General features: G+C 65.6%; 13 protein-coding genes. 2 read left to right on the forward strand and 11 right to left on the reverse strand.

Annotated elements, in window-relative coordinates; translation table 11 throughout:
- The first annotated feature begins 275 nt into the window (after positions 1–275).
- Positions 276–3,551: a ribonuclease E gene (gene rne, locus ACVWZT_RS01515; RefSeq protein WP_457467840.1), complete on the forward strand. Its 3,276-nt coding sequence runs from the start codon at positions 276–278 to the stop codon at positions 3,549–3,551.
- Positions 3,552–3,714: 163 nt separating this feature from the next.
- Here the strand turns inward: rne and murB are convergent, their stop codons facing one another.
- The 8 genes from murB to ACVWZT_RS01555 form a co-directional block, all read right to left on the reverse strand.
- On the reverse strand, positions 3,715–4,734 hold the full coding sequence (gene murB / locus ACVWZT_RS01520; RefSeq protein ID WP_457467842.1) for a UDP-N-acetylmuramate dehydrogenase: 1,020 nt from the start codon (positions 4,732–4,734) through the stop codon (positions 3,715–3,717).
- Positions 4,731–5,195 carry a low molecular weight protein-tyrosine-phosphatase gene (locus ACVWZT_RS01525; RefSeq protein ID WP_457467844.1) on the reverse strand — a complete coding sequence of 155 codons (465 nt, stop codon included), beginning with the start codon at positions 5,193–5,195 and terminating at the stop codon, positions 4,731–4,733. Before ACVWZT_RS01525 ends, murB begins: the two co-directional genes overlap by 4 nt.
- On the reverse strand, positions 5,195–5,959 hold the full coding sequence (gene kdsB / locus ACVWZT_RS01530; RefSeq protein WP_296234301.1) for a 3-deoxy-manno-octulosonate cytidylyltransferase: 765 nt from the start codon (positions 5,957–5,959) through the stop codon (positions 5,195–5,197). Before kdsB ends, ACVWZT_RS01525 begins: the two co-directional genes overlap by 1 nt.
- Positions 5,956–6,141, reverse strand: coding sequence for a Trm112 family protein (locus tag ACVWZT_RS01535; protein WP_003247142.1), 186 nt, complete (start codon positions 6,139–6,141; stop codon positions 5,956–5,958). The genes kdsB and ACVWZT_RS01535 overlap by 4 nt, the downstream gene beginning before the upstream one ends.
- Positions 6,142–6,185: 44 nt before the next feature.
- Entirely contained in the window at positions 6,186–7,187 is a 1,002-nt protein-coding gene (gene lpxK, locus ACVWZT_RS01540) for a tetraacyldisaccharide 4'-kinase (RefSeq protein WP_457467846.1), read from the reverse strand.
- Positions 7,187–7,621: an ExbD/TolR family protein gene (locus ACVWZT_RS01545; RefSeq protein WP_296234280.1), complete on the reverse strand. Its 435-nt coding sequence runs from the start codon at positions 7,619–7,621 to the stop codon at positions 7,187–7,189. The genes lpxK and ACVWZT_RS01545 overlap by 1 nt, the downstream gene beginning before the upstream one ends.
- Positions 7,618–8,253: a MotA/TolQ/ExbB proton channel family protein gene (locus ACVWZT_RS01550; protein WP_170028901.1), complete on the reverse strand. Its 636-nt coding sequence runs from the start codon at positions 8,251–8,253 to the stop codon at positions 7,618–7,620. Before ACVWZT_RS01550 ends, ACVWZT_RS01545 begins: the two co-directional genes overlap by 4 nt.
- A 169-nt stretch (positions 8,254–8,422) precedes the next feature.
- Positions 8,423–10,636 (reverse strand): DNA internalization-related competence protein ComEC/Rec2, encoded by a 2,214-nt coding sequence (locus ACVWZT_RS01555; protein WP_457467848.1) that lies wholly within the window; start codon positions 10,634–10,636, stop codon positions 8,423–8,425.
- Between the two features lie 142 nt (positions 10,637–10,778).
- Between ACVWZT_RS01555 and ACVWZT_RS01560 the strand changes: the two genes are divergently transcribed.
- Positions 10,779–11,405, forward strand: coding sequence for a DUF2062 domain-containing protein (locus ACVWZT_RS01560; RefSeq protein ID WP_296234276.1), 627 nt, complete (start codon positions 10,779–10,781; stop codon positions 11,403–11,405).
- Here the strand turns inward: ACVWZT_RS01560 and ACVWZT_RS01565 are convergent.
- The 3 genes from ACVWZT_RS01565 to ACVWZT_RS01575 all read right to left on the reverse strand — a co-directional run bounded on the left by ACVWZT_RS01565 (position 11,289) and on the right by ACVWZT_RS01575 (position 13,766).
- A complete protein-coding gene (locus ACVWZT_RS01565; protein ID WP_296234275.1) occupies positions 11,289–12,068 on the reverse strand; it encodes an ABC transporter permease in 780 nt (259 codons plus the stop codon). The two genes, ACVWZT_RS01560 and ACVWZT_RS01565, sit on opposite strands and share 117 nt — an antisense overlap.
- The gene (locus ACVWZT_RS01570; RefSeq protein ID WP_457467851.1) at positions 12,065–12,997 is read right to left on the reverse strand and encodes an ABC transporter ATP-binding protein; all 933 of its coding nucleotides are present in this window, start codon (positions 12,995–12,997) and stop codon (positions 12,065–12,067) included. The genes ACVWZT_RS01565 and ACVWZT_RS01570 overlap by 4 nt, the downstream gene beginning before the upstream one ends.
- 145 nt (positions 12,998–13,142) lie before the next feature.
- Positions 13,143–13,766: a glutathione S-transferase gene (locus tag ACVWZT_RS01575; RefSeq protein ID WP_296234274.1), complete on the reverse strand. Its 624-nt coding sequence runs from the start codon at positions 13,764–13,766 to the stop codon at positions 13,143–13,145.
- Positions 13,767–13,847: the final 81 nt, after the last annotated feature.

Here is a 13,847-nt window from a genome sequence, read left to right on the forward strand (position 1 = left end):
GGGCGTCCACGGCTGACGGTTGATTCCTCCTCCTGACTGAGTGCACAAGGCCCGCTTGGTTGATTCGGATTCCAATTCGAAGCCACCGGGGCCTTGTTGGCACCGCAGCAAACAGGACGCGTCGTCGCGACAACGGCAGGCTGGGCAACCGGCTGGTGCCGAACGTTGCTCGACACGGGGGTGGCCCGGCCACCCTTTGCGCACCTTGGCACCGACCATGAGACGTCGTGTGTGCCGAACGCCGTTTCCGGCAGCCCGGAAACCGACGGTACAACATGAAAAGAATGCTGATTAACGCAACTCAACCCGAAGAGTTGCGTGTAGCCCTGGTGGACGGCCAACGTCTCTACGACCTGGACATCGAGTCCGGCGCGCGTGAGCAGAAAAAGGCCAACATCTACAAAGGCAAGATCACCCGCATCGAACCCAGCCTCGAAGCCGCTTTCGTCGACTTCGGCTCCGAACGTCACGGCTTCCTGCCGCTGAAAGAAATCTCCCGCGAATACTTCAAGAAGGCCCCCGAAGGGCGGGTCAATATCAAGGAAGTGCTGAGCGAAGGCCAGGAAGTCATCGTCCAGGTCGAGAAGGAAGAGCGCGGCAACAAAGGCGCCGCCCTCACCACCTTCATCAGCCTGGCCGGCCGCTACCTCGTGCTGATGCCGAATAACCCGCGCGCCGGTGGCATCTCCCGCCGCATCGAAGGCGAGGAACGCAACGAACTGCGCGAAGCCCTGAACGGCCTGACCGTACCGGGTGACATGGGCCTGATCGTGCGCACCGCCGGCCTTGGCCGCAGCAGCGAAGAAATGCAGTGGGACCTCGATTACCTGCTGCAGTTGTGGACCGCCATCAAGGAAGCGTCCCAGGACCGCGCCGCGCCGTTCCTGATCTACCAGGAAAGCAACGTCATCATCCGCGCCATCCGCGACTACCTGCGCCAGGACATCGGCGAAGTGCTGATCGACAGCATCGACGCCCAGGAAGAAGCGCTGACCTTCATCCGTCAGGTGATGCCGCAGTACGCCAGCAAGGTCAAGCTGTACGAAGACAGCGTGCCGCTGTTCAACCGCTTCCAGATCGAAAGCCAGATCGAGACCGCCTTCCAGCGCGTGGTCGACCTGCCATCCGGCGGTTCGATCGTGATCGACCCCACCGAAGCCCTGGTGTCGATCGACATCAACTCGGCGCGTGCGACCAAAGGCAGCGACATCGAAGAAACCGCCCTGCAGACCAACCTGGAGGCGGCAGAGGAAATCGCCCGCCAGCTGCGCCTGCGTGACATCGGCGGCCTGATCGTCATCGACTTCATCGACATGACCCCGGCGAAGAACCAGCGTGCCGTGGAAGAACGCGTCCGCGAATGCCTGGAGGCCGACCGCGCCCGCGTGCAGGTTGGCCGCATCTCGCGCTTCGGCCTGCTGGAAATGTCGCGCCAGCGCCTGCGTCCGTCGCTGGGCGAAAGCAGCGGCATCGTCTGCCCACGCTGCTCTGGCACCGGCATCATCCGCGACGTCGAGTCGCTGTCGCTGGCCATCCTGCGCCTGATCGAAGAAGAAGCCCTGAAAGACCGCACCGCCGAAGTGCGCGCCCAGGTGCCGATCCCGGTCGCCGCGTTCCTGCTCAACGAGAAGCGCAACTCGATCACCAAGATCGAACTGCGCACCCGTGCGCGCATCATCATCCTGCCGAACGACCACCTGGAAACCCCGCACTTCGAAGTCCAGCGCCTGCGCGACGACAACCCGGAAGTGCTGAGCAACCAGTCCAGCTACGAAATCGCCGCTGCCGAAGCCGAAGAGGCGCCGCAGCCCACCGCGACCCGCACCCTGGTGCGCCAGGAAGCCGCGGTGAAGACCGCCCCGGCACGCGCCAATGCGCCGGTTCCGACCGCCGTTGAAGAGCCGCAGGCAGCCGCACCGGCCACACCTGCGCCGAGCGCGCCGGAGCCGAGCCTGTTCAAGGGCCTGGTGAAATCGCTGGTCAGCCTGTTCGCCGGCAAGGAAGAGCCTGCCGCCGCGCCGGTCGCACCAGCCGCAGAGAAACCGGCTACCGAGCGCAGCTCGCGCAACGAAGAACGCCGCAACGGCCGCCAGCAGAGCCGCAACCGCAACGGCCGCCGCGACGAGGAACGCAAGCCACGCGAAGAGCGTGCCGAGCGTGCACCACGTGAAGAGCGCCAGCCACGCGAGGAACGTGCACCGCGCGAAGAGCGTGCACCACGTGAAGAACGCGCCCCACGCGAAGAGCGTGCACCGCGTGAAGAGCGCGCCCCACGCCAGCCACGCGAAGACCGCCGCGGCAACCGCGGCGAAGAGCGCGTGCGTGAACTGCGTGAGCCGCTGGACGCCACCCCTGTCGAGCGCGAGGATCGCCAGCCGCGTGAAGAACGTGTAGCCCGCGAAGAGCGTACTCCGCGTGAAGAACGTGCACCACGTGAAGAGCGTGCCCCGCGTGAAGAACGCGCCCTTCGCGAAGAGCGCGCTCCGCGTGAAGAACGCGCCCCTCGCGAAGAGCGCGCTCCACGTGAAGAACGCACCCCTCGCGAAGAGCGGGCTCCGCGTGAAGAACGTGCACCACGGGAAGAACGCGCCCCACGCCCACCCCGTGAAGAGCGCCAGCCACGCGCAGCCGAAGAAGCGGCCGTGCAGGCTGCCGAGCTGACCGAAGAGCAACTGCCGAACGAGGAGCTGCTGCAGGACGACCAGGAAGGCACCGATGGCGAGCGCCCACGCCGCCGCTCCCGTGGCCAGCGTCGTCGCAGCAACCGTCGTGAGCGTCAGCGCAACGTCAATGGCGAGCTGATCGAAGGCAGCGAAGAAGAAAGCCACGAAGAGCAGCCACAACAGCATCAGGCCACCGAGCTGGGTGCCGAGCTGGCCGCCGGCCTGGCCGTGACCGCCGCTGTTGCCAGCAGCAACATCAGCGCCGAAGCCGAAGCCCAGGCCAACCAACAGGCCGAGCAGGCTACCGCTGAAGTCGCCGCCGCAGAAACCGACAACAGCGAAGCTGCCCAGCCTGTACAACAGGCCGAAGCAGCAGCCAAAGCGGAAGAAGTCGCCGTGGCACCTGTGGTCGAGCAACCGTTCAACGAGCCTGTGGCTGCAGTCGAAGCGAGCGCCGAACCAGTGGTCGAGGTCACCCCGCAGCCAGTGGTCGAAACCGCGCCTGCTGCCGAGCCTGTGGTTCCTGCTGCCGAGCCTGTGGTTACCGAAGCGCCTGCCGTCGAGGCCGGTGAAATCGAACAGGCACCGGTCGTGGTCGAAGCCGCCCCGGTTGCCGAGCAGCCTGCGCCGGTTGTCGAAGCCCAGCCAGAAGTAAAGGCCGCCGAGCCTGCCCCGATGATCGTCGAGCCTGCACCGGTCGCAGCCCCTGTCGCGGCAGAGCCTGCCACTGTCATGCTGGCCAACGGCCGTGCGCCGAACGATCCACGTGAAGTGCGTCGCCGCAAGCGTGAGGCCGAGGCGGCAGCCAAGGCTGCACAGGAAGCTGCTGCAGCGGCCGGAGAACCAGCCCTGGAATCCACCGATGAGCAAAAGCCTCATCACGGTTGATAGCCAAGGCTGAATGAAAAAGCCCCGCCAGTGCGAACTGGCGGGGCTTTTTCTTGGGCTTCTGTTGCATGTCAGCGCCTGCACGCCGCCTTGCAGGAGCGGCCCTTAGCGACACAAGGCCGTTCCTACACAGGGATACAGTGAACCTGACAGGCCAGGGCGGTCAGTAGAGGTTGGGCTCCATCTCCAGTTCGACGCCGAAGCGCTCCAGGATATCGGCCTGGATCCGCCGCGCCAGCCCGTGCATCTGCGCCCCGCTCGCCTGGCCATGGTTGACCAGCACCAGCGACTGCAGTCGATGCACCCCGGCATCGCCCTCACGATAGCCCTTCCAGCCGGCCTGCTCGATCAACCAGCCGGCTGCCAGCTTCACCTGCCCGTCGGCCTGGGGATAAGCCACCACGCCCGGGTACTGTGCCCGAATACGCTCGACCTGGGCCGCCGCTACCACTGGGTTCTTGAAGAAGCTCCCGGCATTGCCCAGCTCTGCCGGGTCTGGCAACTTCTCGCGGCGAATGCTGCAGATCGCCTCGCTGATCGCCAGTGCGGTTGGCTCGGTCACGCCCTGCTCGGCCAGGCGCTGACGCACCGGGCCGTAGTCCAGGCGGGCGTGCAAGGTGCGGCTCAAGGCAAAACGCACGCGCAGGATCAACCAGCGCCCAGGGTTGCGCTTGAACAGGCTGTCGCGATACCCGAACGCACATTCCGCCAGGCCGAAGTCACGCAGCGCGCCGGTCTCGCGGTCCAGGGCGGTCAGGCCGACAAACACATCCTTGATTTCCACCCCGTAGGCGCCGACGTTCTGCATCGGCGCGGCGCCAACCGTGCCAGGGATCAGGCTGAGGTTCTCCAGCCCGCAATAGCCCTGCGCCAGGGTCCATTGCACGAACGGATGCCAGGGCTCACCAGCCTCGGCCTCGACCACGACCCGTTCGCCATCGTCACTGAGCACACGCCGGCCACGACTGGCCATGTGCAATACCCAGGCGTCGATATCTTTGGTCAGCAACAGATTGCTGCCACCGCCAATCACCAGCAGCGGCAAGCCGTGCTGCTGCGCCTGGCTCAATGCCTGACGCACTTCCTGGTCGTCATGTGCCGGGCTGAAATAGCGCGCCTTCACATCGATGCCGAAGGTGTTGTAAGGCTTGAGCGATACCTGCTCCTGCCACTGCAGTGTCATAGCCGCCCCTTGATTTCCAGCACCAGCGACTGGCACGCCGCCTCGACCAGGTCGAGCACCTGCTCGAAGCCTTCGGCGCCGCCATAGTACGGGTCTGGCACTTCATCCAGCGCTGCGCCATAGCGGCGCAGGAACAGGTCAAGCTCGCCTGTTGCCGTGTGCGGGCGCAGGGCGCGCAGATGGCTGAGGTTGCTCTCGTCCATGGCGAGGATCAGGTCATACTCGGCAAAATGCGCGGCCTTGACCTGCTGGGCGCGCTGCTGCGACAGGTCATAGCCGCGCGCGAGCGCCGCCTTGCAGGTACGGCTGTCAGGCGCCTTGCCGACATGCCAGTCACCGGTGCCGGCGGAAGCCACCTGTACCTTGTCGGCGAGCCCGGCAGCCTGCAATTGATGGCGCAGCACGGCTTCGGCCGTGGGCGAACGGCAAATGTTGCCCAGGCAGACAAACAGAACGCGCATCAGGCCTCCAGCAAGCGCCGTACGCGCTCCAGGTCTTGCGGGGTATCCACGCCTACGGCAGGCGCCTCGATGGCGTCCTCGACGTGAATGCGTACGCCGTGCCACAGGGCGCGCAGCTGTTCCAGCGATTCAGCCTGCTCGAGCCAGCACGGCCCCCAGCTGACGAAGTCCTGCAGGAAGCCGACACGGTAGGCGTACATGCCGATGTGGCGGCGGTAAGGCACGCCCGTCGGCAGCTGGTTACGGTCGCTGGCGAATGCGTCGCGCGCCCAGGGCAGCGGCGCGCGACTGAAGGTCAGGGCCAGGCCATGCTTGTCACTGACCACCTTGACTGCATTGGGGTTGAACACGGTTTCCGGCTCATGGATCGGCTCGGCCAAGGTAGCGATGCCGGCCTGCGGATGGGCGGCCAGGTTGGCTGCCACCTGGTCGATGATCACTGGCGGAATCAGCGGCTCGTCGCCCTGCACGTTCACCACGATGGCATCGGCCGGCAAGCCCAGGTGCGCGGCCACTTCGGCCAGGCGGTCGGTGCCCGACTCGTGGTCGGCTCGGGTCAGCAGCACCTCGGCGCCAAAGGCCCGGCAGGCCTCGACGATGCTGGCATCGTCAGTGGCGATGACCACGCGGCCGGCGCTGCTCTTGCGCGCCTGTTCCCACACATGCTGGACCATCGGCTTGCCGGCGATCGGCAGCAACGGCTTGCCTGGCAGGCGCGTGGAGCGCAGGCGGGCAGGAATCACCACGGTGAAGTTCAGGCTCATTTGTCCAGACGCTCGTCGTCGGTCAGGGTGCGTGCCTCGCTTTCCAGCATGACCGGAATGCCGTCGCGGATCGGGTAGGCCAGGCCGGCACCCTTGCTGATCAGCTCGGTCTTGTCGGCGCTGAGCTTGAGCGGGCCCTTGGTGATCGGGCAGGCCAGGATATCGAGCAGTTTGGTGTCCATTGGAGGTTTCCTTCAGGCCAGGTGGCCGAACATTGAAAACGGGCTCAGGGCTTGCGCAGCAAGCGTTGCAACTGGTTGTCGAACCAGGTGCCGAAAGCCGCCGTAGGCTGTGCCTCGACGGCCAGGTACCACCAGTCGTCGGCGGCGAAGGCCCGGCATTTCACCGCGTCCTTCTCGGTCATGACCAGTGGCAGCGGCGGGGCGAAGGCGAGGCTTTCGGCACTGAACCGCGCATGGTCGGCAAAGGGATGCGGCACCGGCTGCCAGTTTAGCCCCAGCAGGGTATTGAAGAAACGTTGCGGGTTGCCGATGCCGGCCACCGCATGCAGGCGCTGGCCCGCGGGGAAATGGTCAAGCCCGCGGCGTTCGCCACTGCGCAAGTTGACCAGGGCGGAGGGTTGCAGGCAGAAACCAAAACCATCGGTGCGGTCTTCGCTGCTGCCGTTGAACAGCACCGCATCTGCGTCACGCAGGCGCTCGGCCGGCTCGCGCAACGGCCCCGCCGGCAGGCAGCGGCCATTGCCCAGGCCACGGGCGGCGTCGATCAACACCAGTTCGAGGTCGCGGGCCAGGCGATAGTGCTGCATGCCGTCGTCACACAGGATCAGGTCGAGGGGCTCGCTGGCCAGCAAGGCCTGCACCGCCCGGGAGCGGTCGGGGTCGATCATCAGCGGCACGCCGCTGCGCTGCACGATCAGCAGCGGTTCGTCGCCGGCGTGTTCGGCGGGCTGGTCGGCCTGCACGCGCCATGGCAGCTGCGGCGGCTTGGCGCCATAGCCACGGCTGACCACGCCGACCTTGAGCCCCTGTCGGCGGCAGTGCTCGATCAGCCAGAGGATCATCGGTGTCTTGCCGGTACCGCCCACAGTGATGTTACCCACCACGATGACTGGCACCGGGGCCCGGTAGCTGGCGCTTTTGCCACGTACGAAACGCGCCCGCTTGCGGATCACCACGCAACGGTACAGCGCCTCCAGCGGGCGCAGCAGCGCCAGGGCCGGGTGCCCGGCGTACCAGGCCGCGAGCAAGCGGTCGGTGAAAGCCATCAGGGCGTGCCCTGGGCCGCCTCGACCGTGGTCATGCGCAACTGGCTGAAGCCGAGCTTGCCGGCGGCATCCATCGCGGTGACTACAGCCTGGTGCGGGGTCTTGCCATCGGCGCTGATGGCCAGCGGCAGCTTGTTGTCGCCGCCTGATTCACGCTCGATCGCTTCGCTCAGGGTGGCCAGGTCGCTCTTGGGCAACAGGTGGTTGTTCACCGAATACACGCCGTCGGCGCTGATGGTGATTTCCACCAGCTTGCCCTGCTCGGCAGGCGTCGGCTCGGCGCTGGTGGCCTCGGGCAGCTCCACGCGCAGCTGGGTCTCGCGGGTGAAGGTGGTGGTGACCACGAAGAACAGCAGCAGCACGAACACCACGTCGATCAGCGACGCCAGGTTGATGTCGACGTTCTCCCGCTGGCGATTGCGCCGGAACTTCACGCCTTGCCTCCGGCCACTTCCACTTCACGGTCGCCCTGCAGCACTTCCACCAGCTTGATCGCTTCCTGTTCCATGCCCACCACCAGCTCATCGATGCGGCGCAGCAGGAAGCGGTGGAAGAACACCGCCGGGATACCGACCATCAGGCCGGCCGCGGTGGTGACCAGGGCCTTGGAGATACCGCCTGCCAGCACTGCCGCGTTGGCGGTCATCTGCGAGCCGATAAAGGCGCTGAAGATGTCGATCATGCCCAGCACGGTGCCTAGCAGGCCCAGCAGCGGGGCCATGGCGGCAATCGTGCCAAGGGTGCTGATGTAGCGTTCCAGCTCGTGGATGACGCGCGAGGCGGCCTCCTCGATGCATTCCTTCATGATTTCGCGGCCGTGGCGCGAGTTGGCCAGGCCGGCGGCGAGGATTTCGCCCAACGGCGAATCGGCGCGCAGGGCCTTGAGCTTGTCACTGGTCAGTTGCTTGTCCTTGATCCACATCCAGACCTGGCCCAGCAGGTGCGGCGGAGTGACGCGGCTGGCACGCAAGGTCCACAGGCGCTCGACGACGATAGCCATGGCGGCGATGGAACTCAGAATGATCGGCAGCATCATCCAACCACCGGACTTGACCAATTCCCACACAGTAAACGCCCCCTCGGAAAAAGGCCGCCACTCTACCATAGGCGCGCCGGAGGCTCATCTGCCGAAGGTCAGGGAATTGTTGGAGGGCAAAAAGGGTATGCCTGGGGTTCGGTATCGGCTCGGACAAGCGCTGAAAATGTAAAGGCAAGCACCTGCAAACCCCTGCACCTCACTGTGCCGGAACCCGCCAAAACCGCCGCTGCTCTCTTACGCTCTCAACCTTCCCCTGCCTCCCCAATACCAACCGCAACGCGCCATGCTCGGCCGTGTCATGCATCATCACCCCATGCCGCCGATAACGCTCGACCACCTGCGCATGCGGGTGCCCGAAGCTGTTGTTACGTCCTCGCGAAACCAGCACCCCGCGCGGCGCCGTGGCCCGGATGAAGGCCTCGGTGGAGGAACTCCGGCTGCCATGGTGCGGCGCCTGCAGCCAATCGATACGGGGGGTGTCGGTGGCCGCCAACCAGGCCTGCTCGGCAGCGGCCTCCATGTCACCCGCCAGCAGCAGGCGCTCGCCCTGCGCCTCGACCAGCAACACGCAGGATCGGTCGTTGCTGCTTTGCCCGTCAGCCCAGCGCCACAGCGAGAAACGCACGCCATCCCAGGCCCATTGTTCGCCGCTGCTACAAGGCTGCAACGGAACATTTTCAAGCGCTTCGCCACCGATCGTCCGCCGCACCGGCATGCCACGTTGTATCGCCGCTGCGCCGCCAGTATGGTCGGCATGGGCGTGACTGATCAACATCAGGTCAAGGCTACCCACCCCGAGCTTACGCAGGGTAGGCAGCACCACCCGTTCGCCCAGGTCGGTTTCGCCCCTGGCCGGACCGGCGTCGTACAGCAGGTTGTGATGCCGGGTGCGCAACAGCACCGCCAGGCCCTGGCCGACATCCAGTTGCCAGATTTCGACCTGCCCGAGCGGTACTGTCGCCCTCGGCACCCACAGTGCCAGCAGCATGACCCCACCCAGGCCACGCAGCGGCACACCTCGGGGCAACAGCAACAGCCACGTGCCCAGGCAGACCAGCAGCCAGGCCCACAGCGGCGGAGCTGGCGGCTGCCACGCCGGGCGCTGCTGCGCCGCCAGTGTCAGCAGCCGGAACAGCCCGTCGAGCAAGCCGCCCGCCAGCCACAACAGTAGCTCCCCTACCCCGCCCAGCGGCAGCAGCAACGTTCCCAGCAGCGCCAGCGGCAACACTGCCAGGCTGACCCACGGCACTGCCACAAGATTGGCCAGCGGCGCGCTCAGGCTCACCGGCAAGCCGGTGGCCAGCAGCACCGGGAGCAAACCAATGGCAATCACCCATTGGGCGCGCGTCCAGGCCTGCCAGGGGCGCCAGCCGCCCAGCCGCGCGCTGAAGCAATAGACCAGCGTGGCCACAGCCGCAAACGACAGCCAGAAACCGGGCAACAGCGCGGCCAACGGTTCAACCAGCAGCACGGCCACCAGCGCCAGCAGCAACGGCAAGGTGGCGCCAAGGTGGCGAAAGCGCAAACGCCAGAGCAGCACCACGGCTAGCATCAGGCAGGCACGCTGCACCGGTATGCCGGCACCGGCGAGCCAGCCGTAAGCCAGTGCCGCGGCCATGGCCAGGCCACACGCCCAAGGCAGCCAGGGCAGCCGGGCCGGCCACAGTCCGCAGCGCGCCAGCCCGGCGACAAGGCCATACAGCAAGCCGGCAACCAGGCCGATGTGCTGGCCGGAAATCACCAGCAGGTGCACCGTGCCGGTGGCCTGCAATGTCTGCCAGTCCTGCCGCGGCAGGCCGGAGCCGTCGCCGAGCACCAAGGCTACCAGCGCTGCCTGGCGGCCGTGAGCCTCGACCGCCAGCAGGCGCTGGCGCAGGGTGTCACGCCAGCCACCGTCAACCGGTGCCAGCCGTTGCCCGGCCTTGACCGTACCGCTGGCCCCGACCCGCCGCGCCAGCAACCGGGCCTCCAGGTCCGGCCCATGTGGGTTGAGCAGCCCGGCCGGGCGCTGCAAGGTCACCGCCAGCCGCCATTGCTCGCCCGCGCGCAGCGCTGGCCCGTCGAACCAGCTCAATTGCAGGCGCTGCGGCAGTTCGGCCCGTCGCGAGCGGGCACCTTGCAGCTCGAAGCGTACCCCTTGCGCCGTGCGCGTCGGCAGCCCGACCACGCGGCCCTCCAGCCACAAGGTACGGCCATCCAGGCCGGCTGCCAGGCGATCAGCCAGGGCCGCCTGAGCGGAGCCACAGGCCCAGCACAGGCCCAGCAGGAAACAGCCCAGCGGCCACAGGCGGGTGAACAGGCAGACGGCACCGCCAAGCGCGAGCAGCACCAGCCACCCGACCGACGGCAACATGGGTAGAAAGCCCAGGCACAACAGCCCGAGCGCGAGCGCAAACATCCCTGTGCGCATGAGGTAGGGCTCCAGAAGCGCAATCACCTTCTGAGGCATAGCTCATTTGCCGACAGCGCTTGCTCAACAATTGTCACAAACTCTAAACGAGGCTGATCGGGAATCAGGGCATACTGACCGGATCAACGCTCCGGGAGCCTACATGCCGCGCCGACTTTTCAAACGCTACATGCCGGATCCGACCAGCATTCGCGAACACAAGTCCTTACGCTTTTTTGGCAAGCTGCTGCACGACCCGAACCTCTGGCACCTGAACCGGCACTCGGTAGCCCGCGCCATGGGGGTCGGCCTGTTCGCCGCCCTTATCCCCATTCCCATGCAGATGCTACTGGCGGCCGCGCTGGCGATTCCGGTACGTGGCAACCTGCCGATCGCGGTGAGCCTGGTCTGGCTGACCAACCCCCTGACCATGCCACCGGTGTTCTTCGTCACCTACATGACCGGCGCCTGGCTGATGCAGGTTCCGCCACGTACGCTGCCCGACGCGCTGACCTTCGACTGGATCACCGACCAGTTGGCCACCCTGTGGCAGCCATTCCTGCTGGGGTCGGTGGTGTGCGGGGTGGTGCTCGGCATCGCCGGCTACTTCACCACCCTGCTGTACTGGCGCTGGTGGATTGGCCGGCAATGGCGCCGGCGCAAACTCCGCTGTTCACGCACGCATGCCGCGGCCGCTGACCAGCAGGCGAACGCACAGCAGGTAGAGCAGCGCAGTGGCGACCAGCATGAAGGTAATCGCCGTGCCAATGCTGATATCCGACACCCCTAGGATGCCGTAGCGGAACGAGTTGACCATGTGCAGCACCGGGTTGGCCAGCGACACGGTCTGCCAGAACGGCGGCAGCAGGTTGATCGAATAGAACACCCCGCCCAGGTAGGTCAGCGGCGTCAGCACGAAGGTGGGGATGATCGAGATGTCGTCGAAGTTGCGTGCGAACACCGCGTTGACGAAGCCCAGCAGCGAGAAGATGGTAGCGGTCAGCAGTACCACGACCACGGTCACGCCCAGGTGGTGTACCTGAAGGTGAGTGAAGAACAGCGACAGGAAGGTCACGATCACCCCTACCGCCAGGCCCCGCAGCACCCCACCCAGCACATAACCGATGAGGATGGTGTGCGGCGATACCGGCGATACCATCAGCTCTTCGATCGAGCGCTGGAACTTGCTGCCGAAGAAGCTCGACACCACGTTGCCGTAGGAGTTGGTGATCACCGACATCATGATCAGCCCCGGCACGATGTACTCCATGTAGCTGAAGCCCCCCATGTCGCCGATCTGCCGACCGATCAGGTTACCGAAGATGACGAAGTACAGGACCATGGTGATCGCTGGCGGCAGCAGGGTCTGCGGCCAGATGCGCAGGAAGCGCCGCACTTCGCGGTAGACGATGGTATTCAGGGCGACCCAGTTGGTGCGCAGCTCGACACTCATACCGCCACCTTCGACAGGTTTTTTTCCACCAGGGACACGAACAGCTCCTCGAGTCGGTTGGTCTTGTTACGCAGGCTCTGGACCTCGATGTTCTGCAGCGCCAGCTGGCCGAACAAGGCGGTGATGCCGATGTCCTTGTCCACTTGCACTTCCAGGGTATGCGGGGTCAGCAGGCGGCACGGGTAACCCTGCAGCGCCGGCGCCATGGCCAGGTCGTGCTTGAGGTCGAGGACGAAGGTTTCGACATGCAGCTTGCCCAACAGCTGGCGCATGCTGGTGTTCTCGACGATGGTGCCGTGGTCGATGATGCCGATGTTGCGGCACAGCTGCTCGGCCTCTTCCAGGTAGTGGGTGGTGAGGATGATGGTGATGCCTTTCTGGTTCAGCTCGGTGAGGAAGCTCCACATCGAGCGGCGCAGCTCGATATCCACGCCGGCGGTGGGCTCGTCGAGAATCAGCAGGCGCGGCTCGTGAATCAGCGCACGGGCGATCATCAGCCGGCGCTTCATGCCGCCGGACAGCGAACGCGACTGCACGTCGCGCTTGTCCCACAGGCCCAGCTGAGTCAGGTACTGTTCGGCGCGCTCCTTGGCCAGCTTGGGCGGGATGCCGTAGTACCCGGCCTGGGTCACGACGATGTCGAAGGTCTTCTCGAACTGGTTGAAGTTGAACTCTTGCGGCACCACGCCCAGGCAGCGCTTGAGCGCGGCCGGTTCGCGGTCGAGGTCATGGCCGAATACGTTGACCGTGCCGCTGGTCTTGTTGACCAGGGTCGAGAGGATGCCGATGGTGGTGGATTTGCCGGCGCCGTTGGGGCCGAGCAAGGCGAAGAAGTCGCCTTCGGCAACATCCAGGTCGATGCCCTTGAGGGCCTGGAAGCCGTTGCCGTAGGTCTTGGTCAACTGTCGGATCGACAGGGCAGAACTCATAGCGGGTCACTTACCAGAAAAAAAGGTGCAGGACACGCCAGGCAAAGTCACTGGCGCAGTGAGTGCGGCCAATGGTGCTTGGCCCGGACGCACAAGTACAGTCACATCTATTGATAATGACTATCGAGGCATGCGTGGTGTTCGATCAGGTCAGCGCTGTCATCACCGCCGCCTGGTAGGCCGGGCGTTCCTTGAGGCGCTCGTACCAGGCTTGCAGGTGGCGCATGGCCGGGCGTTCGATGGGCATTTCGAACCAGGCATAGATGAAGCTGCCCAGTGGGATGTCGCCCATGCCGATGCGCTCGCCGGACAGGTACGGCTGCCTCGCCAGGGTTTCGTCGGCGATGGCCAGCAACGTGGCGCATTGCTTGTGCGCGGCATTGATCGCCACCCAGTCACGCTGGTCTTCGGGGGTGCGCAGCAGGCCCCAGAACAACGGGCGGAACGGGCCGGCGAAGGACGAGGTGGCCCAGTCCATCCACTTGTCGGCCAAGGCGCGCTGGCGTGGGTCCTGGAGATACCAGCCCTGCTCCGCGCCGTACTCGGCGCACAGGTAGCGGACGATGGCATTGGATTCCCACAGGGTCAGGTCACCGTCTTCGAGCATTGGCACCAGGCCGTTGGGGTTGCGCGCCCGGTAATGCGGCTCATTGACCACGCCGAAAGCGCCACCGGCGTCGATTGATTCGAATGCCAGGCCCAGCTCGTGGGCGATCCACAGCGCCTTGCGCACATTGCTCGAATTCTTGCGGCCCCAGATCTTCAGCATGGCAACGTCCTTATGAAATGCGGAGGTGGCACAGTCTACTCCAGACTTTCGTCGCCTGTACCGACCCAATCAACGGCATCG

Source organism: Pseudomonas sp. TE21394, from assembly GCF_054057835.1.

Bases quoted from the DNA above. Each gene is read 5' to 3' on its own strand.
- ACVWZT_RS01560 (WP_296234276.1), top strand. From the start codon at position 10,779: ATGCCGCGCCGACTTTTCAAACGCTACATGCCGGATCCGACCAGCATT.
- ACVWZT_RS01570 (WP_457467851.1), bottom strand. From the start codon at position 12,997: ATGAGTTCTGCCCTGTCGATCCGACAGTTGACCAAGACCTACGGCAAC.
- lpxK (WP_457467846.1), bottom strand. From the start codon at position 7,187: ATGGCTTTCACCGACCGCTTGCTCGCGGCCTGGTACGCCGGGCACCCG.
- ACVWZT_RS01565 (WP_296234275.1), bottom strand. From the start codon at position 12,068: ATGAGTGTCGAGCTGCGCACCAACTGGGTCGCCCTGAATACCATCGTC.
- ACVWZT_RS01575 (WP_296234274.1), bottom strand. From the start codon at position 13,766: ATGCTGAAGATCTGGGGCCGCAAGAATTCGAGCAATGTGCGCAAGGCG.
- ACVWZT_RS01535 (WP_003247142.1), bottom strand. From the start codon at position 6,141: ATGGACACCAAACTGCTCGATATCCTGGCCTGCCCGATCACCAAGGGC.
- ACVWZT_RS01555 (WP_457467848.1), bottom strand. From the start codon at position 10,636: ATGCGCACAGGGATGTTTGCGCTCGCGCTCGGGCTGTTGTGCCTGGGC.
- rne (WP_457467840.1), top strand. From the start codon at position 276: ATGAAAAGAATGCTGATTAACGCAACTCAACCCGAAGAGTTGCGTGTA.
- kdsB (WP_296234301.1), bottom strand. From the start codon at position 5,959: ATGAGCCTGAACTTCACCGTGGTGATTCCTGCCCGCCTGCGCTCCACG.
- ACVWZT_RS01525 (WP_457467844.1), bottom strand. From the start codon at position 5,195: ATGCGCGTTCTGTTTGTCTGCCTGGGCAACATTTGCCGTTCGCCCACG.
- murB (WP_457467842.1), bottom strand. From the start codon at position 4,734: ATGACACTGCAGTGGCAGGAGCAGGTATCGCTCAAGCCTTACAACACC.